The organism is Mycobacterium sp. 852002-53434_SCH5985345 (genome assembly GCF_001667155.1).
Lineage (GTDB): Bacteria > Actinomycetota > Actinomycetes > Mycobacteriales > Mycobacteriaceae > Mycobacterium.
Genome location: NZ_LZIE01000090.1, coordinates 260,159 through 278,571 on the forward strand (window position 1 = coordinate 260,159; position 18,413 = coordinate 278,571).

Sequence of the window (18,413 nt, forward strand, 5' to 3'; positions counted from 1 at the left end):
CCAGGCACGTTGATTAAACGAAACGCTTACCGGAAACCCGTTGATTGGCCCCCGAGAAGAATGTTAGGTTATCTATCATATGACCCGACTGGGTTCGCTCTGAGTGCCCGAGTCGAAGGATGGCTTTCGTGATCGAACACGCTGACGGAACCAGCACACCGCTCATCGACGCGAGCGTGCACATCTTCTTTCCCTCCAACAAGGCGCTGCGGAAGACCCTGCGTGAGCCGTTCAAGAGCCGAGGCTTCCCCGATTACGAGATGGACTGGTACGGCGCCCCAGGCGGTGAATACGCGCCCAATACCGAGGGCCCGGATCGTCAGTACCCCGGTTCCGATCCGGATTTCGTTGCCAATGAGCTCTTTTCGAAACGCGGGGTCGACATTGCGGTCCTGCACCCGATGGCCCGCGGCATCATGCCCGACCGGCACCTGGGCAGCGCGCTGCACGCCGCGCACAACGAAATGATGGTCTCGGACTGGTTGGAGTCCAGCGAGTTCGGCGAGCGATTCCGCGGCACCATCCGGGTGAACCCCGATGACATCGCCGGCGCGCTGCGGGAGATCGAGAGGTGGCGTGGGCACCCTCGGGTGGTGCAGATCGGCGTTCCGCTGCAATCCCGCGAGCTCTACGGCAAGCCACAGTTCTGGCCGCTGTGGGAAGCCGCGGTCGACGCAGGACTTCCCGTTGCCGCGCACATCGAAGTCGGGTCGGGCATCGCCTTTCCGCCGACGCCCAACGGGAACACCCGTACCTACGAGCAGTACGTCAGCTTCATGGCGCTGAACTACATCTATCACCTGATGAACATGATTGCCGAGGGCGTGTTCGAGCGCTTCGACGGCCTGAAGTTCGTCTGGGGCGACGGCGCGGCGGACTTCGTGACGCCGTTCATCTGGCGGATGGACACGTTCGGCCGTCCGCACCTCGAGCAGACACCGTGGGCACCGCGGATCCCCAGCGACTACCTGCCCGGTCACGTGTATTTCGTCCAGGGCAGTCTCGACGGTCCTGGCGACACCGAGTTCGCCGGCGAATGGTTCGGCTTCACCGGCAAGGACGACATGGTGATGTTCGGCTCCAGCTATCCACACTGGCAGTGCGGCGATATCAAGAAGCTTCCGCGCGCCCTCTCCGCCGAACAGCGCGAGAAGCTGTGCTGGCGCAACGCGGCGCAGCTCTACAACATAGACATTCCCGCCGGGGTGGGCGCACAGTAGAAGTACGACCTGATACCGAGGAGTTTCAGATGACGTTGACCCATTCGCAGGAGCGGGTTCCCGCTGCCGAGCGCATAGCCGTCCGATGCGTCGACTCAGATGTCCACCCCGCACCCAAGCGCGGAGAGCTCCTGCCGTACATCCCCGAGCCATGGCGCAGCAAATACTTCCTCACCCGCGCCGTGGGTGAGCAGATTTACTACGACGCCCCGGACTACGCCCACTCCTACGCGATGCGGGTGGACTCCTTCCCCGCCAACGGCGAATTCCCTTGCAGCGACCCGGATATGGCGTTTCGTCAGCTGATCATGGAGGCCGGCTCGGACATCGCGATTCTCGAACCGGCCGCCTACCCGGCCCGCCTGCCCGAAGCGCAGCACGCGATGTCGAGCGCGTTGAACGACTGGCAGGCCAATCACTGGCTGGACAGCCACAACAACTGGCACCAGCGCTGGCGCGGGTCGATTTGTTGCGCCATTGAGGAGCCGGCAGAGTCCGTGCGCGAGATCGAGAAGTGGGCCGGTCACCCCTACATGGCCCAGATTCTGATCAAGGCCGAGCCGCGGCCGTCTTGGGGGCATCCGAAATACGACCCGATCTGGGCGGCCGCCACCAAGCACGACATCACGGTGAGCTGTCACCTGTCGCGCAGCCAGTTCGACGAGCTACCGATCCCGCCGGTGGGATTCCCCAGCTACAACCACGACTTCATGGTGACCTACTCGCTGCTGGCCGCCAACCAGGTGATGAGCCTGATCTTCGACGGCGTGTTCGACCGGTTCCCGACGCTGCGGATCGTGTTCGTCGAGCACGCGTTCAGCTGGATCCTGCCGCTGATGTGGCGCATGGATTCGATCTACGAGGCACGCAAGTCGTGGGTCGACATCAAGCGCAAGCCGTCGGATTACGTCAAGGACCACATCAAGTTCACCACCCAGCCACTGGACTACCCCGAAGACAAGACCGAGCTGACCCGGGCGCTGGAATGGATGGAGTGCGAGAAGATCCTGCTCTTCTCCTCGGACTACCCGCACTGGACGTTCGATGACCCACGCTGGCTGGTCAAGCACCTGCCCAAGCACGCCCGCGACGCCGTGATGTACAAGAACGGCATCGCGACCTACCACCTGCCCGAGACCGTTCCGGTCCTCGAGGGTCAGACCAGGGTGCTCTGAGTTGACGGAAGAAACCAAACGGCCCGAGCCCCGTCTCGCCCAGGGCCGCGAGCATGTTGTTGCGACCGTGGACGAGATCCCGCCGGGCAAGCACAAGCTGGTGCCAATCGGGCGGCACGGCGTCGGCGTATACAACGTCAACGGCAGCTTCTATGCCATCGCGAATTACTGCCCGCACCAAGGCGGTCCGCTCTGTTCGGGCCGGGCCCGGGGCCGCACGATAGTGGACGAGACCGCGCCCGGAGACTCGGTCATGGTGCGCGACCTGGAGTACATCTATTGCCCGTGGCACCAATGGGGTTTCGAGCTGGCGACCGGTACCACCGCGGTCAAGCCCGAATGGAGTATCCGGACCTATCCGGTGCGCATCGTCGGCAACGACGTTCTGGTGCAGGCCTAACCACAGGAGAATCGGTGCCTTCAATCGAGATCAATGGGGGAAATGTCGTCTACGAAATCCTCGGTGACTCGGGCGATCTCATTGCCCTGACGCCCGGCGGCCGGTTCAGCAAGGAGATCGAGGGCTTGCGTCCGCTTGCCGACGCGCTCGCCGCCGGCGGCTACCGCGTGCTGCTGTGGGACCGGCCGAACTGCGGTGCTTCCGATGTGCAGTTCTACGGTCAGAGTGAATCACACATGCGCGCCGAGACGTTGCACAAGCTGGTGACCGGGCTGGGCTTCGAGCGCTGCATTCTGGCCGGCGGCTCCGGCGGCGCAAGGGATTCCATGCTGACCACGATGCTCTACCCGGAGATGGTCACCAAGCTCGTCGTATGGAACATCGTCGGTGGCATCTACGGCAGCTTCGTGCTCGGTTCCTTCTACATCATCCCGAGCATCCTCGCGGTGCGCGGCACCGGCATGGACGGCGTGGTGAAGGTGGCCGAATGGCGTGACCGCATCGGGGAGAACCCCAACAACAAACAGCGGTTCCTCGACTTCGATTCCGACGAGTTCCTCAAGGTGATGCTGCGCTGGCTGAACGCGTTCGTTTCCAAGCCTGGACAGACGATCCCGGGCGTCGAGGACGAGATGTTCGACCGGATCAAGGTGCCCACCTTGATCATTCGTGGCGGCGAGAACGATATGGATCACCCGAAGCGAACGTCACTGGAGGTCAGCTGCTTGATCAAGGGATCAAAGCTCATCGACCCCCCGTGGCCGGAGGACGCATGGGAGCGTGCGTCCGAGGACCGCGCGGCCGGGCGGGTGAAGCACTTCAACATGTTCGACACGTGGGTGCAGGCGGCGCCCGCGATCCTCGAGTTCCTGGGTTCGTGATGTCCCTACACGGTGCGAATGTGAACCTCGCAGTTGAGCGAGGCCTCGAGAGCCGTGTGAACCCGGCTCTCGGGAATGCGTTCGAGGTCCTTCTCGCGCAGCGTTACGTACACGATGTCGAAACCGTCGCCCCCGGGCGTCCGCTCGATGTCACCGGTGAGCCCGAAGCCGGACAACACACCGTGGGCGTCGTCGTCGGTCCCCCGGCTGATGAAGGTGACGACTCCCGCAACCGGTTCGGCGGCGAACACCCTGCCGCACAGGCGGATCGCCAAATCTCTCGCCGCGTCGACGTCTTCGGCCGCGATCAGCAATTCGACTTCGCGGCGCCCAGCGGGCATCGACGCGAGGTCGTTCTCGACGACGTCTGCACCCTCCGCACGCGCAAGCCCGAGGAGCGCTGCCATGCCGTCTCGTAGCTGTGGGACCGTGCAGACACTCTCCGGGTCGACATTGACGCGCACGACCGCAGTTCGCATGTGCGCAAGCCTAACTAAGACGATGGCAGGCCAGCCGTGAACACCGCCCAATCCACCACCATCACCACCGCGAACTTTCCCGGTTTGGAACCCCGGCTGCTCTTCGAACAAACCGGCCAAGCCCGCGAGGGCCTCGCGACGTATCGACGGTTCGGCGGCTACCGCCCGCTTGCCGACGCCGATGGATTGCTGAGCGAGGTGGAGGCCAGCGGGTTGGTCGGCCGCGGTGGTGCGGCGTTCCCGCTGGCAATCAAGTTGCGCACGGTGCGCGATAACGGGCGCATTGCCGGCGGTGCCGTGGTCGTCGCGAATGGCGAAGAGGGCGAACCGGCTTCGGTCAAGGACCGCTGGCTGCTGCGCAACCGGCCCCACCTGATCCTGGACGGGCTGCGGTTGGCCGCCGCGGTCGTGGGCACGAACCGCGCCCACATCTACCTCTCCGATCCGGAGTCGGCGCACAGCGTCGAAACCGCGCTCGGCGAGCTCGATTCCGACGCGCTCGGCGATATCACCGTCAGCATGTTGACCGTGCAGCCCGGATACGTGGCCGGCGAGGAGACCGCCGCCGTCCGCGCGATCAACGGCGGGCCGGCCAAGCCGACGGACAAGCCGCCCCGCCCATTCGAAGCCGGCGTCGATGATCGGCCCACACTGGTGAGCAACGTCGAGACGCTGGCCAATTTGCCTTTCCTGCAGCGGCATGGCGCGAGCGCGTTCCGCTCGCAGGGCACATCGCTCTCCTCTGGCACCTTCCTGGCCACCATCACCGGGGCCGGACGCCCGCCAGTTCTCTACGAGCTTCCGCACGGCTTGCCGTTCACCGACCTGCTTGCCCTGCACGGTGTTTCACCGGACCAGGTACGTGGGGCGTTGATGGGCGGCTACTTTGCCGGCCTGCTCAACCGGAGCGTGCTGGAGACAACCTTGGACCACGAGACGATGCGACGTGTCGGCAGCGGTTTGGGAGCGGGCGCCATCGCGGTGCTCACCGACGACTGCCCCGTCGCGGTCGCGGCGTCCGTGCTGGCCTACTTCGACCGTGAAAACGCCGGGCAGTGCGGCTCGTGCTTCAACGGAACGGCGGCCATGGCGGCAGCCGCCGGTGCGCTGCGCGACGGCGCCGCGACGACCGAAGACGTCGAACGGTTGCGCCGCTGGTCGGTGCTGCTGCGCGGACGGGGCGCGTGCGCGACGCTGGACGCCGCCACCAACGTCGCGGCCGGCCTGCTCACACAGTTCCCGGGCGAAGTCACCGCACATCTCGACGGCACGTGCCAGGGCTGCGCCCGCGGCGCGTTCCGCGCCGACCGTCCCTACGAGGCCGAAACTTTGAGGCTGGCATGAAAATCCGCCTGGACCGCACCGTCTGCGACGGTTTCGGCATCTGCGCGAAGTACGCGCCCGGATACTTTTCGCTCGACGATTGGGGTTACGCGTCCCTCATCGGCGATGGCACCGTGGCAGAGGCGGATCGCGACGCCGTCATGCGCGCGCTGATGGACTGCCCGGTCCACGCCATCGCCGAGATCGGCGAGCGCACATACCCCACACCCCGCCCTCCGCTCGCCGACGCGGACGACCCGGCAGAGCGCCTCAAGACCGAGGAGAACGAGGCGGAGTGGGGCTTTACCCGTTGACCCGCTGATCACAAAGCCCGACAGAGCGACGAACTCCTGGACGCCATCGGGATGCGGCCCTACGCCTACGGCACATAGCGGTCCCACTCAAACGGCACCACCGCGAAAAACGGTGCGGCGAACAACGGTTCGACACCCGGCTCCTCCCAGCGCGCCGACAACACCGGCCGCAGGCGTTCCCCGACGGCGACGGGATCGTCATCGAGGAAGCAATACGTAATGGTCTGGCCCGCTTGAGCACTCGCCAGATTCGCGTCGACTTGCCGCGATGTCCCAGACCATACGCCGGCGACACCGGGCACTTCCACCAGCGGGCCCGCCGGAGCCGATCCCCGCTCGACCAGTAGGAACGCCCCCCGCGCGGGCAGCCAGGGCAGGACGTCCGACCCCACTCTGACCCGGGGCGCGGCCGTCTTGGCCCGCACCTCGTAGACGCCGCGCTCGACCGGTGGCAGCAGCGGGAGCTTGCGGCCGGCGTTTCCGAGTGCCGAGGACAGTTCGTTGAACCCACGCAGCCCGGCCGGGTCGGTGAAAAAGTACGTCATGACGTGGTCGACCCCGTCCAACGGTCCACCGCTGATCGTCCGCGCAGAGCGGCAGGCCGGCGTCGACACCAACCGCAACGAGGCGCGCACCGCCGCCAACCGGTGTTGCTCGGGTCGGTGGTCTAGGGTGTGCCAGCGCAGGTACTCGGCGTCCAGACCGTCGGGATGGCGAGTCGCCATGGACACGAACAACGTGGAGATCTCTCCGCGCCCGGCGGCGAGGATCTCGGCGACCTGGTCCGATGGCGTGCCGGGAAGCTGCATCACGGCTGTTCGCACCATCTCGTCGAGTCGTATTCGGGCAGCGCGATTTCGGGGTGCCGGCTCTCGATCATGCGCCGGAAGCCTTCGCGCCAGGGCATTTTCGTGCGGCCGAGCATCTCGTGCATGCGGGCGACATCCGGCCACAGCGGCGTGTGCGCGTCGGTCGTGTATTCGAAGATCGGCTCGACACCGATCAACTGGCCCATGAACGTGCAGTAATCCTCGACGCTGACCGTTTCGCTACCGGCCCAGTTCACCACGACCGGCGGCACCGCGGCGACCTCCATCGCGCGGATGCCGAGCTCCACGTAGTCGTCCTCGTAGATGGGGTTGTAGTTGTTCGGCTTATCGGGATGCAGCCGAATTGGTTTGCGCGCCACCATGGCATCGAGGCGATCGGCGGGAGCACCGCCCTCCGGCCCATAGGTTGAGCAGACCCGGATGATGGTCAACGGTATTCGATAATGCCTGGCGATCCAGGTGCACACCGACTCCGCCGCGACCTTCGAGAAGCTGTAGTTGGCGCGCAGCGGCACACCCGGCGGATCGGTTTCGGCCAACGGTCGCTGACCTTGGTACGCGTAGATCGACCCAGTTGAACAGAAGACGAAGCCCTTTGCGGCGCGGCAGTGGTACAGCAGTTCGCCGGACATGTGCGCATTCGTTTCGACGCAGCGGTTCCAGTCGCCCGCGCCGGTGTCCACCGCAGCGTGAAAGACGTAGGTGAAATCCTCTGGAAGATCGGAGAAGTCACCCGCGCCGATGTCCAGCGGGACGGGTTTGATGCCGGCGTCGACGAGCCTCCTTTGGTCGGCGGGGTCTTTGAGGCGCGCGGCGCCCCACACCTCGTTTGAAGCCGCCAGAGCGCGCGCGATGGGAAACGCAATCTTGCCCGTCGCCCCGGTGATCAGGATCTTTTCTGCGTCGAGCAACCAGCCCTCCCGAATGTGAAGTACTTGATATGCCGGTTGGCAGCATAACTCCCCGCTGAAGGAACATGGCAGGACAGGTCCGTTCGGAATCGCGTCGTGACCGCGGCTCTTACCTGGTCATGACGGTTTCAAGGGAATAAACTGAGACCGCCAAGGCCAGGATGGCCCCACCGGGAGGCCCACCATGAGATGGTTTGCTCGTCGTCTGACCGCCGTCGTCGCGGTCGCCTTCGTGGCGATGGCGGTCGCGGTGATCGCGACGCCCGGAATCAGTTCGGCGCAGTGCGATCACAACATGTCGTTTAATCCGGTGACGTTCGAGTGCAAACCGCCGCCGGCATCACCGGCGTGGTACACACTCCCGCCGGCATACGCGCCCTCATTCGCCGGGCAGGAAGTTCCGCCGCCGCCGCCACAGCCATGGTGGACGTCGGAGCCCCCGATGTGGAGTGTCGGCTTCCACCAGTGGGGAATCTATGTGGGCGGCGTTTGGGTGCCGCTCTGACCGGTCCGCGGTCTTCCCGCGACGCCGCTTGACGGGCAACGCAGATACCGTCTCGATCACCCTTACGCGCGAGTGATAACGTAATTCTCCGATTCGTATAACGGTCCTACCAGGTTGCAATTCGGGGACCGTTCGACTCGCGGAGGTGACGTGTCTGCACCGGGACGCCCGCTGCCCCTGATCACGCAGGAAAACGAATTCTTCTGGACCTCGGGCGCCGACGGGAAGCTGCGCCTGCAGAACTGCAATGCTTGCCAGTCGCTGATCCATCCGCCGGCACCGGTGTGCCGGTACTGCCGATCTCGCGACATGGGCGTGCGGGCGGTCTCCGGGAAGGCGACGCTGGCCGGCTTCACCATCAACGAGCGGTTCAGCCTGCCCGGATTGGTCGCACCCTATGTGATCGCGCAGGTGGCGATCTTTGAAGATCCGCGGGTTCGGCTGACCACCAACATCATCGAGTGCGAGCCCGATCAGCTCGAACTGGGCCAACAGGTCGAGGTCGTCTTCGAACACGTCGAAGACGTGTGGTTTCCGCTGTTCCGACCGGCGCAGACCGCGGAACCCGGTCCACTGCCCACGGACGAAATAGCGCCCGAGCGATTCGGCGAACACGTCCGGCCGATGCTGACCGTCGAGAAGTTCGAGGACAAGGTCGCGCTCACCGGGATCGGCATGTCGCCGATCGGGCGCCGGCTGATGCAGCTGCCGCTGGCGCTGACGGTGCAAGCCTGCGAAGCGGCAATCGCCGACGCCGGCCTGACGTATGCGGACATCGACGGCCTGTCCACCTACCCGGGCGCCATCAACGTCGGCGGCTTCGGAGAAGGCGGCGTCACCGCGCTGGAAGCGGCGCTCGGCATCCGGCCAACGTGGCACAACGGCGCCATGGAGACGTTCGGCCCGGGCGGATCGGTGATCGCCGCCATGCAGGCGGTCGCCTGCGGCCTGGCCCGCCACGTGCTCTGCTTCCGGACGCTGTGGGAAGCGACTAATGGCGAGCTGATGAAGCAGGGCAAGATCAGCCCTTCGACGGGCCGGATGTCGGGCTGGCAGATGCCGTTCGGCGCCACGTCGGCGGCCCACACCTTGGCCATGAACGCGCAGCGGCACTTTCACCGTTACGGCACCACCAAGGAGACCCTGGGCTGGATCGCGTTGAATCAGCGGGCCAACGCCGAGCTCAACCCCACCGCCATCTACCGGTCCCCCATGACGATGGACGACTATCTGAACGCGCGACCGATCACCACACCCTTCGGCCTCTATGACTGCGACGTGCCCTGCGACGGCGCCATAGCGGTGATCGTCTCCGCCATCGACGCCGCCCGCGACCTGGCCAAGCCCCCGGTGCTGGTGGAGGCGGTGGGTACGCAGATCGTCGAGCGAATCGACTGGGACCAAAGCACTTTGACCCATGAGCCGCAGGTGCTGGGGCAGGCCGCGCACGTGTGGACTCGCACCTCGCTGCGGCCCGTCGACGTCGACGTCGCCGAGCTCTACGACGGCTTCACCATGAACTGCCTGTCCTGGATCGAGGCGCTGGGGTTCTGTGGGATCGGCGAGGCCAAAGATTTCCTCGACGGCGGCAAGAACATCGCCCGCGACGGGCCGCTGCCGCTCAACACGCACGGCGGCCAGCTTTCGCACGGCCGCACCCACGGCATGGGGCTGGTTCACGAGGCCGTCAGCCAGTTGCGCGGGGAGGCCGGCGAGCGCCAGGTCGCCGGTGCACGGGTTGGCGTGGTCAGCAGCGGCGGCCTGACGCCCAGCGGAGTGCTGCTCCTGCGGGCCGACACATGAGCGCGCCGCGGCCCAGGCTGGTGATCGTCGACGGAGTTCCGATGTCGGCGCTGGTCGCCGAAGCCCCCGAACCCAAGGCTGTGATCTTGGCGATCCACGGCGGCGGCACCACCGCAATCTATTTCGACTGTCCCGGCCATCCGTCATATTCGCTGTTACGGACCGGCGCGGCAGCGGGATTCACCGTGGTGGCCCTCGACCGGCCTGGCTATGGCAGCTCGGCGCCCTATCCCGAGGCGATGGTCGAGGGTGACCAGCGTGTCAAGCTGGCTTACGGAGCGGTCGACCGCATCATCGGCGAACGACCAAGCGGTGCGGGTCTATTCGTGATGGGCCACTCGGGCGGATGCGAATTGACGATGCGGATGGCCGCCGACGAGCGCGGCGCCGATCTGCTAGGCATCGAATTGGCGGGCACCGGGCGGCACTATCACCCCGCGGCCAAGGAAATACTCAGAACGGCGACTCGCGAACGCCGCCCGCCGGGCATGCGCGACCTGCTGTGGAGCCCGGAGCACCTGTATCCACCCGAGGTACTCGGCGGCGCGACGGTGTCCCCGTCGGCCCCGGCGTATGAGGACCAGATGGTCTCGGACTGGGCACGCCAAACCTTCCCGACGCTGGCCCCCGCCGTCCGGGTGCCGGTACACTTCAGCATCGCCGAGCACGAAAAGGTTTGGCAGACCGATGATTCGGCAGTAAAAGAGATCACCGATATGTTCTCGTCCGCGCCACGCTTCACCCTGCACCGGCAGCTTCGGGCGGGGCACAACATCAGCCTCGGCCACACCGCTGCGGATTACCACGCGGAGGTTCTTTCGTTTGTAGGGGATTGCCTGGCCACCACCTCGTCGGACGAAGAGGAGGCCGGTTGATGCGGGTGGGATTCATCGGCCTGGGCAGCCAGGGCGGCCCCATGGCGCGGCGGATCATCGAGGCCGGCTACGAGACGACGCTGTGGGCGCGCAGACCCGCAACCCTCGAGCCGTTCGCCGACACCGAAGCGAAAATCGCCGAATCGCCGGCCGACCTCGCCGCGGCCAGTGATCTGGTTTGCCTGTGCGTGGTGGGCGACGCCGACATCGACGAGATCGCGAGCGGTGCGCGCGGGCTGCTGGCGGCGATGGAGCCGGGTGGGGTGATCGCCGTGCACAGCACCGTGCATCCCAACACCTGCCGCGAACTGGCGGACAAGGCTGCCGCCAAGGGCATTTCGGTGATCGACGCGCCCGTGAGCGGCGGGGGGCCGGCGGCGTCCGAAGGGCGCCTGCTGGTGATGGTCGGGGGCGACGCCGACGTCGTCGAGCGTTGCCGGCCGGTCTTCGCCACGTATGCCGATCCGATCGTCCACCTCGGCGAGCTGGGTTCCGGTCAAACCACCAAGCTGCTCAACAACCTGATGTTCACCGCCCACCTGGCCACTGCGGCCACCGCGCTGTCGCTGGCGGGTGCCCTCGGCGTCGACCCGGACCGCCTTGCCGAAGTCGTCTCTCGCAGCAGCGGGAATAGCTTCGCGCTCAACGCCCTTGGCGGCATCGGCGGGTTGGACCGGCTTGCCGGGGTGGCCGGGACGTTGCTGCAAAAGGACGTCCGCCTGGTGGTGGACCTGGCCGAACGAGCCGGGGTGAGCGGCGGTGCCGTGCTGGATGCGGCCGACGCCGCGCTGGCGCTAATGGACCATCCGCGGTGAGGGTCGGGTTCGTCGGCGCGGGCCGGATGGGCCGCCCTATGGTGGCCCGTCTGATAGCTGCCGGGCACGAGGTCCGGGCCGTGGGCCGGACCGCGGACAGGCGGGGCGATCTCGAGCAGCTCGGCGCCCGGGCGGTCCACGAGGTCGCCGAGGCGGGTGCGCGGGCCGACGTCGTGGTGCTCTGCGTGTTCAGCGACGAACAGGTGCGGGAGGTATGCCTGGACGCCGGGTTGCTCTCCGCCATGCCGCCCGGTTCGGCGCTGGTGGTGCACACCACCGCCAGCCCGAAGACAATCGATGCCCTGGCCGCACGCGCCGATTGCGTCGACGTCATCGATGCGGCGGTCAGCGGGGGCCCGCACGACATCGCGGCCGGCCGGCTCACCCTCTTCGTGGGTGGCACCGACGATGCGGTGAAGCGGGTGCGGCCGGTGCTGGACTGCTACGGCGATCCCGTCTTGCACGTCGGGCCCACCGGAACCGGACAAAAGGTGAAGCTGGTCAACAACGCCTTGTTCGCGGCGCAGATCGGGCTGCTCGCGGAATCGATCAGGCTTGGCGAGCAGCTGGGCGTGCCGGAGTCGACGCTGCTGACCGCCCTGGGGCACGGCAGCGCGAGCAGCCGCGTCTTGAGCCTGGCGGCGGCGGGCGGCTCCGTCGAGTCGTTCATCGAGGTCGCCGGCGAATTCGTCAGCAAGGACGTGACGGTGGTGCGCAACATCAGCGATGAACTCCGCATCGACCTGGGCACACTCGACGACGCCATCAACGCCACGAACGCCGCGAAGACGGGTTGAGATGCCCGTGTTTCGGTCTTTCCGGTTCGTCACGAAGGTATTACCGTTACCGTTACAGTGAACGACTCCGCTGTAAAGGTTTCAGCCCGCCCTCGCCGCTGAGGAGGATTCAGTGACAAAACCGAAGGTCGTCTTCGATCCGTACTCCGAGGACTACTTCAATAACCCGTTCGACACCTATCGACGGATGCGCGAGGAAGCGCCGCTGTACTACGACGAAAAAGAGGACTTCTACGCGCTGACCCGCCACGAGGACGTCGCGGCCGCGTTCAAGGACTTCGAGACCTATTCCTCGGCGCGCGGTTGCGACCTGGCGATGGTGCGCCGGGGCATAGCCCCCGAGCAGAAGTCGATCATCTTCATGGATCCGCCGGAGCACCGCCACATGCGCAGTCTGCTCAACAAGGCGTTCACCCCGCGTGCCATCCAGTCCCAGCGCGAGACGATCGTCGAGGTGATCGACAAGTACCTGGGCGCCGCCGACCCTGACAACTTCGACGTCGTGCAGGACTTCTCCGGGCCGTTCCCGGTGGAAGTCATCACCCGGATGGCCGGGGTGCCGGAGGAATACCGCCAGCAGGTGCGCCACTGGATCGACACCAGCCTTTCCCACGAACCGGGTCAGATCGAGATCAGCGAAGCCGGCATGCAGGCCAACATCGACACGGCGATGTACTACTTCAGCCTGGTTCAGGAGCGGCGCCAGGAACCGCAGGACGACATGATCAGCCGGCTGATCGCGGCCGAGATCCCGAGCGAAGACGGCCAGCTGCGCAAGCTCGACGACATCGAGATCTGCGGATTCGCAACGCTGCTGGGCGGCGCGGGCGCCGAGACCGTCACCAAACTGATGGGCAACGCGGCGGTGATCTTCGCCCGCAACCCCGACCAGTGGCAGAAGCTGCAGGAGGACCGCGACAAGATCCCGGGGGCGGTGGAAGAGCTACTGCGCTACGAGGGTCCGGTGCAGTACAACGTCCGCTACACCCTCAGGGAGGCGCACGTCAGTGGTGGCGTAATTCCCCCGGGCAAGCCGGTGTTCCTTTGCGGCGCAGCGGCGAACCGCGATCCGGAGGCCTTCACCGACGCCGACACGTTCGACATCGAGCGTGACCAGACCGAGGCACAGCATCTCGGTCTCGGATACGGAATCCACAGCTGCCTCGGCGCCGCGCTGGCCCGCCTGGAAAGCAGGATCGCGCTCGAGCGGCTCCTCGACTTCATGCCGCGCTACGAGGTGGACTGGGCGGGGTGCAAACGGGTGAACATGCAAAACGTCGCGGGCTGGAAGAACGTGCCCGTCAAGGTGCTTCGGTAAGGGGGTTGTTGCCGTGACGAAGAAAATTGAAGTCGATTGGGGGCTCTGCGAGAGCAATGGTGTCTGCATGGGCATCAATCCCGAGATCTTTCTCCTCGGTGACGACGACATGCTGACCGTCTTGCAGGAGGAGGTCACCCCGGAGAATGAGGCCGACGTGCGCGAGGCCGTTCGTCAATGCCCCCGGCAGGCCATCTCGATCGTGGGCGAGTAGCGGGTCAGAAACCGGCGATGATGACGGCGTTGCAGTCGGCCGCCGCCTGCCGCAGTTTCGCCGCCTTTTGATAGCCCTCGGACTCGTACCACGCGCGCGCCGCGTCCACCGATTCGAATTCGAGCACGACGGTCTGGTCGCCGTGCCAGGTGCCTTCGATCACCTTGGGCGCGGTGTCCACCGCGAGAATGGTGGCACCGGCCAAGGCCGAACCAGCGGCCTGCGCATAGGCTTTCATGCCCTCCGGATCCTTGATGGCCTCCGTGAGGATGACGTACCCTTTCGCCACTGAATCTCCTTAGATTTTGCTGATGGCCTGTTCGGGGCAGCACTCGATGGCCTCTTGGGTGGCGGCCTCGAATTCCGTTGGGACGTCGGATGGTATCGCCTCCGCGTAACCGTCGTCGGTGAGGCTGAACACCTCCGGGCACAGCGTCGTGCAGACGCCGTGACCGCGACAGCGCTGGTCGTCGACTGTGACTTTCATGCCGGCGTGAACTCCAGGTGCAGTTCCGTCAGGCCGCGCAGGATGTACGTCGGAACGTATTGGTAGCGGCGGTCATTCGCCGGGCCGTGCATGTCTTCGTTGATCCTGATGTCAGACGTCCGGTCGAGCAGGCGCTCGATCGCCACCCGGGTTTCGGCGCGCGCCAGCGGCGCGCCGGGGCAGCTGTGGATACCGCGCCCGAACGAGATGTGCTGGCGGGCATTCTTGCGGGCAGGGTCGAAGGTGGCGGGGTCGTCGAACCGGCGGGGATCACGGTTGGCGGCCGCTTGGACAACCATGACGGTGGTGCCCGCGGGCAGGTCGACGCCGCCGACGTTGGCGGGCACCCGATTCAATCGGAAGTCGCCCTTGACCGGGCTCTCGTGGCGCAACGACTCTTCGATGAAGTTGGGGATCAGGCTGCGGTCCTTGCGCAACTGCGCCTGGATGTCGGGCCGCTCCCCCAACGTCTGCAACGCCGCGCCCAGCAACCGCACGGTGGTCTCCTGGCCCGCCGAAAAGACGTTGCTGGCCACCCGCGCCACGTCCTCCACGTCGGGGGTCGAGCCGTCCGGGTAGGTGGCAGTGGCCAGGCCGGTCAGCACATCGTCGCGGGGCTCGCGCCGGCGGTCGATGACGTAGTCGGAGAAGAGACCGTAGAGGAATTCCAGCGGGCTGTGCGCCAGTGAGCCCTTGGTGCCCCCGACGCCGCCGCCCGAGTGGTCGCGGATGCCCTTGACGAACTTGTCGCGATCCTCCTCGGGCACGCCGAGCAAATCGGCGATGACCAGCAGCGTGAAGGGGCCGGCGAAGCCCTTGATCCAGTCGCCGCGGCCGGGCGCCAGGAACGTGTCGAGCACCTGGTCGGCGAGCACCCACATGGCGTCCTCGTTTTCCTTGAGGCGCTTCGGGGTGATCAGCCGCATGAGCAGCGAGCGGTGGTTGGTGTGGGTTGGGGGATCGAGGGTGGGCAGCTGGTCGCTGAACGGCAATTCGTCGCGGTGTTTCTCGATCAGCTCGGTGACGTCGTCACCCTCCAGCGGTACCGGGAAGCCGGGAAACGGGCCGGTGACGGAGACGCATGAGGACCACGTCTCGGCGTCGTTGAGCACCGCGCACGCCTCGTCCCAACCGGTGATCATCGTGACGTCGTGATGGCTCTCCCGCGTGACGGGGCACTGCCGGCGCAGCGCCTCGTAATAGGGGTACGGGTCTTCGATCAGCTCGCTGCCGCGGAAGAAGTCCAACTCGGAGAATTCGTTCGGCATCTCCCGCTCCTTGAATCTCGGCTAGCGAGAACGTGCCTCTCGCAGATGAGTATTACATTTCCACACGGCCTGGTTGGTCGTCAACGAGGGGTCGGCCGTCGCCGAGGGTGCGAGGGGGCGGTGTGCGGCGTTAGCTGGCGGGAACCAGATCCGCGGCGACCGATGGCCAGGCCAGCAGCCCGCTGCGGAAGGTCTCCACGTGACCGATCGAGCCGTGGCGCACCGCGGCGGCGGCCAGGGCCTGGGCTTTGAACGTGTGGGCGGCCATGCTCAACCGGTGCTGCACCAGGCCGACACTCTCGTCGAGCTCGGCCGGCCAGTTCTCCCCCCACAGCGTGACCTCGGTGACGCCGTGATCAAGGGCCTGCAACACCCCTTGCCGCACCCGCGGGTCGCAGCCGAACAAGTCCGCCGCCGCCGCCAGGGCCTGAGGACGAGGACGAGACTGCACCGCCGCCAACGCGTCTTCCAGATCGACCACACGCGCGCCAAGGATCTGCAGCGGCCGGTCGTCGGCGTGGTCGGCCAGGTCCGCCAGGAGCACGGTGACGTCCCACCCGGCCATCGCCCGGTCGAAAAGCCAGCCGCCGGCGAACCGCACCACGTCGACGACGGTGGCGGCGACCACGTCGAGCCGATATCTCATGTCCTCGCGACGCTCTTCTACGGGGCGAAGTCCCGCGCCAGAGTCTCGGCGTACTGCTTGAACACCTCGGTTAGCGGTATCGATGGATCGAGCAACCATGTGGTTTCCATTCCGTGGACGAAGGCGAGTATTTCCACTGCCTTGACGGCGGGGTCTACGTCTCTGCGGTACCGGCCGTCCGCCTGCCCGCGGCGGATCAGGTCGGCGACGATGTCGGTCGCGGCGCGATGCCGGGCCAGCATCCGGTCGTGTAGCGGAGCGTCGGGAAGGATGTTTTCGACCAGCAGCACGGTGAACGTTCCGACCAGCTCGGGTGCCCGGTTGAACCGATCGGCGACCTGGGCGATCTGGGCAAACAGATCCCCGGCCCGGTCGGCATGGAGGTCGTCGTCGAGATCCCGCGCGTCGAGGACGGCGTGCAGCAGCTGCTCCTTGGACTCGAAGTGATGGAGCAATCCTGCGGGGGTGACCCCGACCTCGCCGGCGATCTGGGCGAGAGTGGTGCTGCGCCAGCCATTGTGGGTGAGCAGCCGTTGAGCGACGTCGAGTATCCGCTGCTTGCGGTCCTCGCCTTTCGCGAGCAACGTGTCATATCGCCGTGCGTCGGGCACCGGACTCCTTTGACCGATCGGCGGGCCGAACCAACCTAGTGAACACACAGTAGGTTAGTTTGCCCGCTGTGACAAGGGTCACCCGGGGGCGCCATTTCTCGGCCTGCGGCTGGGCCGCCGGACTACCGCACGAGCTCGACCAGGGTGGCGTTGGCGGTGCCGCCGCCCTCGCACATGGTCTGCAGCCCATAGCGAATCCCGTTGTCGCGCATGTGGTAAGCCATCCGCGTCATCAACACCGCACCGGAAGCGCCCAGCGGGTGCCCCAGCGCGATGGCACCACCGAGGGGGTTGACCCGTCCGGGGTCCGCCCCCGTTTCGGTGAGCCATGCCAGCGGCACCGGCGCGAAGGCCTCGTTCACCTCGAAGGCGCCCACTTCTGGGAGGCCTACGCCGGCCTTCTTCAGCACCTTCTCGGTCGCCGGGATGGGCCCGGTGAGCATCAGGACCGGATCCGCCCCGGTCACCGCCCCGGCCAGGTAGCGAACCAGCGGCGTCAGCCCCAACTCGACCGCCATCTCCGCCGTCGTCACCAGCAGCGCGGCCGCGCCGTCGGAGATCTGCGAGGAATTGCCCGCGTGGATCACCCCGTCTTCGGTGAAGGCCGGCTTGAGTCCGCTGAGTTTCTCGACCGTGGTCCCCCGCCGAATTCCCTCGTCGGCGGAAACGACCGTTTCGTCCTCCGTGAACACCGGCACGATCTGGTCGGTGAACGCGCCGGCGTCCTGGGCCGCGGCGGCCCGCTCGTGGGACTGGGCGGAGTACTCGTCGAGCCGGGTGCGGGAGAATCCCCACTTCTTGGCGATCATCTCGGCCGACAGGCCCTGGTTGAAGGAGAAGCCGTCATAGCGGGCGAGCACCCTCGGGCCGTACGGCATGCCGGTCGCCCTGGCCGAACCCAGCGGAACGCGGCTCATGACCTCAACACCGCCGGCGACGACGACGTCCTGCTGACCGGACATCACCGCCTGCACGGCGAAATCGAGCGCCTGCTGACTGGAGCCGCACGCCCGGTTGACGGTGGTCCCGGGGATGGTCTCGGGCCATCCGGCCGCCAGCACCGCGTAGCGGCCGATGTTGCTCGACTGGTCGCCCACCTGGGACACACATCCCCAGACCACGTCGTCGATGATCTGCGGGTCGACACCCGTGCGTTGCAGGAGTTCGTTGAGGACGACGGCGGACAGGTCGGCGGCGTGCATCCCGGACAGGCCGCCGTTGCGCTTCCCCACCGCTGTACGCACGGCTTCGACGATGACTGTTTCCCGCATATCCCTACTCCGCTTCCTTCTCCGATTTCGACAGCGCCCACCGGCCAGTAAACGACGGCTCCCGCCGCTCCGCGAAAGCGGCATACGCCGCGGCCGCGTCCGCCGTCGCGAAATTGCCCACACCAAGGCTCTGCTGAACGAGGGAGCCGACAGCACCTTGCGCGACGCGCTGGCCAACGAGGCCCGCGCTCAGGTGGGCAATTTCGCGACGGCGGACGCGGCCGCGGCGTATGCCGCTTTCGCGGAGCGGCGGGAGCCGTCGTTTACTGG

The 18,413-nt window shown here is 66.3% G+C and carries 21 protein-coding genes and 2 pseudogenes; 13 read left to right on the top strand and 10 right to left on the bottom strand.

Annotated features, from left to right (window positions below):
* Nucleotides 1-128: 128 nt before the first annotated feature.
* From A5756_RS22860 to A5756_RS22875, 4 genes are read left to right on the top strand one after another with little or no spacing between them, the layout of a single operon-like run.
* Nucleotides 129-1,220, top strand: coding sequence for an amidohydrolase family protein (locus A5756_RS22860; protein ID WP_066957844.1), 1,092 nt, complete (start codon nucleotides 129-131; stop codon nucleotides 1,218-1,220).
* 29 nt (nucleotides 1,221-1,249) lie between these two features.
* On the top strand, nucleotides 1,250-2,395 hold the full coding sequence (locus A5756_RS22865; protein ID WP_066957736.1) for an amidohydrolase family protein: 1,146 nt from the start codon (nucleotides 1,250-1,252) through the stop codon (nucleotides 2,393-2,395).
* A 1-nt stretch (nucleotide 2,396) separates the two neighbouring features.
* Nucleotides 2,397-2,795, top strand: coding sequence for a Rieske 2Fe-2S domain-containing protein (locus tag A5756_RS22870; RefSeq protein ID WP_066957738.1), 399 nt, complete (start codon nucleotides 2,397-2,399; stop codon nucleotides 2,793-2,795).
* Nucleotides 2,796-2,809: 14 nt separating this feature from the next.
* Nucleotides 2,810-3,676, top strand: a complete 867-nt coding sequence (locus tag A5756_RS22875) for an alpha/beta fold hydrolase (protein ID WP_066957740.1) — start codon at nucleotides 2,810-2,812, stop codon at nucleotides 3,674-3,676.
* Nucleotides 3,677-3,681: 5 nt separating this feature from the next.
* On the opposite strand, the gene A5756_RS22880 is transcribed toward A5756_RS22875, so the two are convergent.
* On the bottom strand, nucleotides 3,682-4,155 hold the full coding sequence (locus A5756_RS22880; RefSeq protein ID WP_066957742.1) for a hypothetical protein: 474 nt from the start codon (nucleotides 4,153-4,155) through the stop codon (nucleotides 3,682-3,684).
* Nucleotides 4,156-4,191: 36 nt separating this feature from the next.
* Here A5756_RS22880 and A5756_RS22885 point away from each other — a divergent pair, with 36 nt between their 5' ends.
* Both A5756_RS22885 and A5756_RS22890 read left to right on the top strand, forming a co-directional pair.
* Nucleotides 4,192-5,499, top strand: a complete 1,308-nt coding sequence (locus tag A5756_RS22885; protein WP_066957744.1) for an NADH-ubiquinone oxidoreductase-F iron-sulfur binding region domain-containing protein — start codon at nucleotides 4,192-4,194, stop codon at nucleotides 5,497-5,499.
* Nucleotides 5,496-5,792, top strand: coding sequence for a ferredoxin (locus A5756_RS22890; protein ID WP_066957746.1), 297 nt, complete (start codon nucleotides 5,496-5,498; stop codon nucleotides 5,790-5,792). The genes A5756_RS22885 and A5756_RS22890 overlap by 4 nt, the downstream gene beginning before the upstream one ends.
* 65 nt (nucleotides 5,793-5,857) lie before the next feature.
* On the opposite strand, the gene A5756_RS22895 is transcribed toward A5756_RS22890, so the two are convergent.
* Together A5756_RS22895 and A5756_RS22900 are read right to left on the bottom strand one after the other, a co-directional pair.
* Nucleotides 5,858-6,601 (bottom strand): hypothetical protein, encoded by a 744-nt coding sequence (locus tag A5756_RS22895; protein ID WP_066957748.1) that lies wholly within the window; start codon nucleotides 6,599-6,601, stop codon nucleotides 5,858-5,860.
* Nucleotides 6,601-7,533 carry an NAD(P)-dependent oxidoreductase gene (locus tag A5756_RS22900; protein WP_066957750.1) on the bottom strand — a complete coding sequence of 311 codons (933 nt, stop codon included), beginning with the start codon at nucleotides 7,531-7,533 and terminating at the stop codon, nucleotides 6,601-6,603. Before A5756_RS22900 ends, A5756_RS22895 begins: the two co-directional genes overlap by 1 nt.
* Nucleotides 7,534-7,717: 184 nt before the next feature.
* On the opposite strand from A5756_RS22900, the gene A5756_RS22905 reads away from it, so the two are divergent.
* The 7 genes and pseudogenes from A5756_RS22905 to A5756_RS22935 all read left to right on the top strand — a co-directional run bounded on the left by A5756_RS22905 (nucleotide 7,718) and on the right by A5756_RS22935 (nucleotide 13,860).
* Nucleotides 7,718-8,038 (top strand): hypothetical protein, encoded by a 321-nt coding sequence (locus A5756_RS22905; RefSeq protein ID WP_066957752.1) that lies wholly within the window; start codon nucleotides 7,718-7,720, stop codon nucleotides 8,036-8,038.
* Between the two features lie 150 nt (nucleotides 8,039-8,188).
* Nucleotides 8,189-9,841 carry an OB-fold domain-containing protein gene (locus tag A5756_RS22910; protein WP_066957754.1) on the top strand — a complete coding sequence of 551 codons (1,653 nt, stop codon included), beginning with the start codon at nucleotides 8,189-8,191 and terminating at the stop codon, nucleotides 9,839-9,841.
* Nucleotides 9,838-10,716, top strand: a complete 879-nt coding sequence (locus A5756_RS22915) for an alpha/beta hydrolase (protein ID WP_066957756.1) — start codon at nucleotides 9,838-9,840, stop codon at nucleotides 10,714-10,716. The genes A5756_RS22910 and A5756_RS22915 overlap by 4 nt, the downstream gene beginning before the upstream one ends.
* The gene (locus tag A5756_RS22920) at nucleotides 10,716-11,531 is read left to right on the top strand and encodes an NAD(P)-dependent oxidoreductase (RefSeq protein ID WP_066957758.1); all 816 of its coding nucleotides are present in this window, start codon (nucleotides 10,716-10,718) and stop codon (nucleotides 11,529-11,531) included. Before A5756_RS22915 ends, A5756_RS22920 begins: the two co-directional genes overlap by 1 nt.
* Nucleotides 11,519-12,328 (top strand): annotated as a pseudogene (locus tag A5756_RS22925) (NAD(P)-dependent oxidoreductase); the annotation flags it as partial. The gene A5756_RS22920 and the pseudogene A5756_RS22925, both read left to right, overlap by 13 nt.
* 112 nt (nucleotides 12,329-12,440) lie before the next feature.
* Nucleotides 12,441-13,646 carry a cytochrome P450 gene (locus A5756_RS22930; protein WP_066957762.1) on the top strand — a complete coding sequence of 402 codons (1,206 nt, stop codon included), beginning with the start codon at nucleotides 12,441-12,443 and terminating at the stop codon, nucleotides 13,644-13,646.
* 13 nt (nucleotides 13,647-13,659) lie between these two features.
* Complete coding sequence (locus tag A5756_RS22935; RefSeq protein WP_066957765.1) at nucleotides 13,660-13,860, top strand: ferredoxin; 201 nt, start codon at nucleotides 13,660-13,662, stop codon at nucleotides 13,858-13,860.
* 4 nt (nucleotides 13,861-13,864) lie between these two features.
* Here A5756_RS22935 and A5756_RS22940 read toward each other — a convergent pair whose 3' ends face one another.
* From A5756_RS22940 to A5756_RS26570, 7 genes and pseudogenes are all read right to left on the bottom strand, one after another.
* Complete coding sequence (locus A5756_RS22940) at nucleotides 13,865-14,098, bottom strand: DUF1330 domain-containing protein (RefSeq protein ID WP_231989117.1); 234 nt, start codon at nucleotides 14,096-14,098, stop codon at nucleotides 13,865-13,867.
* Nucleotides 14,099-14,158: 60 nt separating this feature from the next.
* Nucleotides 14,159-14,347: a ferredoxin gene (locus tag A5756_RS22945; protein ID WP_046181688.1), complete on the bottom strand. Its 189-nt coding sequence runs from the start codon at nucleotides 14,345-14,347 to the stop codon at nucleotides 14,159-14,161.
* A complete protein-coding gene (locus A5756_RS22950; RefSeq protein WP_066957768.1) occupies nucleotides 14,344-15,615 on the bottom strand; it encodes a cytochrome P450 in 1,272 nt (423 codons plus the stop codon). The genes A5756_RS22945 and A5756_RS22950 overlap by 4 nt, the downstream gene beginning before the upstream one ends.
* 130 nt (nucleotides 15,616-15,745) lie before the next feature.
* Entirely contained in the window at nucleotides 15,746-16,261 is a 516-nt protein-coding gene (locus A5756_RS22955; RefSeq protein WP_066957770.1) for a hypothetical protein, read from the bottom strand.
* A 17-nt stretch (nucleotides 16,262-16,278) separates the two neighbouring features.
* On the bottom strand, nucleotides 16,279-16,872 hold the full coding sequence (locus A5756_RS22960) for a TetR/AcrR family transcriptional regulator (protein ID WP_066957772.1): 594 nt from the start codon (nucleotides 16,870-16,872) through the stop codon (nucleotides 16,279-16,281).
* Between the two features lie 122 nt (nucleotides 16,873-16,994).
* The gene (locus A5756_RS22965) at nucleotides 16,995-18,143 is read right to left on the bottom strand and encodes a thiolase family protein (protein ID WP_066957774.1); all 1,149 of its coding nucleotides are present in this window, start codon (nucleotides 18,141-18,143) and stop codon (nucleotides 16,995-16,997) included.
* A 4-nt stretch (nucleotides 18,144-18,147) separates the two neighbouring features.
* Nucleotides 18,148-18,413, bottom strand: a pseudogene (locus A5756_RS26570) (hypothetical protein); the annotation flags it as partial.

Excerpts from the sequence above, each read along its gene's own strand:
- A5756_RS22865 (WP_066957736.1), top strand. The coding sequence starts at position 1,250 with ATGACGTTGACCCATTCGCAGGAGCGGGTTCCCGCTGCCGAGCGCATA.
- A5756_RS22880 (WP_066957742.1), bottom strand. The coding sequence starts at position 4,155 with ATGCGAACTGCGGTCGTGCGCGTCAATGTCGACCCGGAGAGTGTCTGC.
- A5756_RS22890 (WP_066957746.1), top strand. The coding sequence starts at position 5,496 with ATGAAAATCCGCCTGGACCGCACCGTCTGCGACGGTTTCGGCATCTGC.
- A5756_RS22895 (WP_066957748.1), bottom strand. The coding sequence starts at position 6,601 with ATGCAGCTTCCCGGCACGCCATCGGACCAGGTCGCCGAGATCCTCGCC.
- A5756_RS22905 (WP_066957752.1), top strand. The coding sequence starts at position 7,718 with ATGAGATGGTTTGCTCGTCGTCTGACCGCCGTCGTCGCGGTCGCCTTC.
- A5756_RS22915 (WP_066957756.1), top strand. The coding sequence starts at position 9,838 with ATGAGCGCGCCGCGGCCCAGGCTGGTGATCGTCGACGGAGTTCCGATG.
- A5756_RS22920 (WP_066957758.1), top strand. The coding sequence starts at position 10,716 with ATGCGGGTGGGATTCATCGGCCTGGGCAGCCAGGGCGGCCCCATGGCG.
- A5756_RS22940 (WP_231989117.1), bottom strand. The coding sequence starts at position 14,098 with ATGAAAGCCTATGCGCAGGCCGCTGGTTCGGCCTTGGCCGGTGCCACC.
- A5756_RS22945 (WP_046181688.1), bottom strand. The coding sequence starts at position 14,347 with ATGAAAGTCACAGTCGACGACCAGCGCTGTCGCGGTCACGGCGTCTGC.
- A5756_RS22950 (WP_066957768.1), bottom strand. The coding sequence starts at position 15,615 with ATGCCGAACGAATTCTCCGAGTTGGACTTCTTCCGCGGCAGCGAGCTG.
- A5756_RS22955 (WP_066957770.1), bottom strand. The coding sequence starts at position 16,261 with ATGAGATATCGGCTCGACGTGGTCGCCGCCACCGTCGTCGACGTGGTG.
- A5756_RS22965 (WP_066957774.1), bottom strand. The coding sequence starts at position 18,143 with ATGCGGGAAACAGTCATCGTCGAAGCCGTGCGTACAGCGGTGGGGAAG.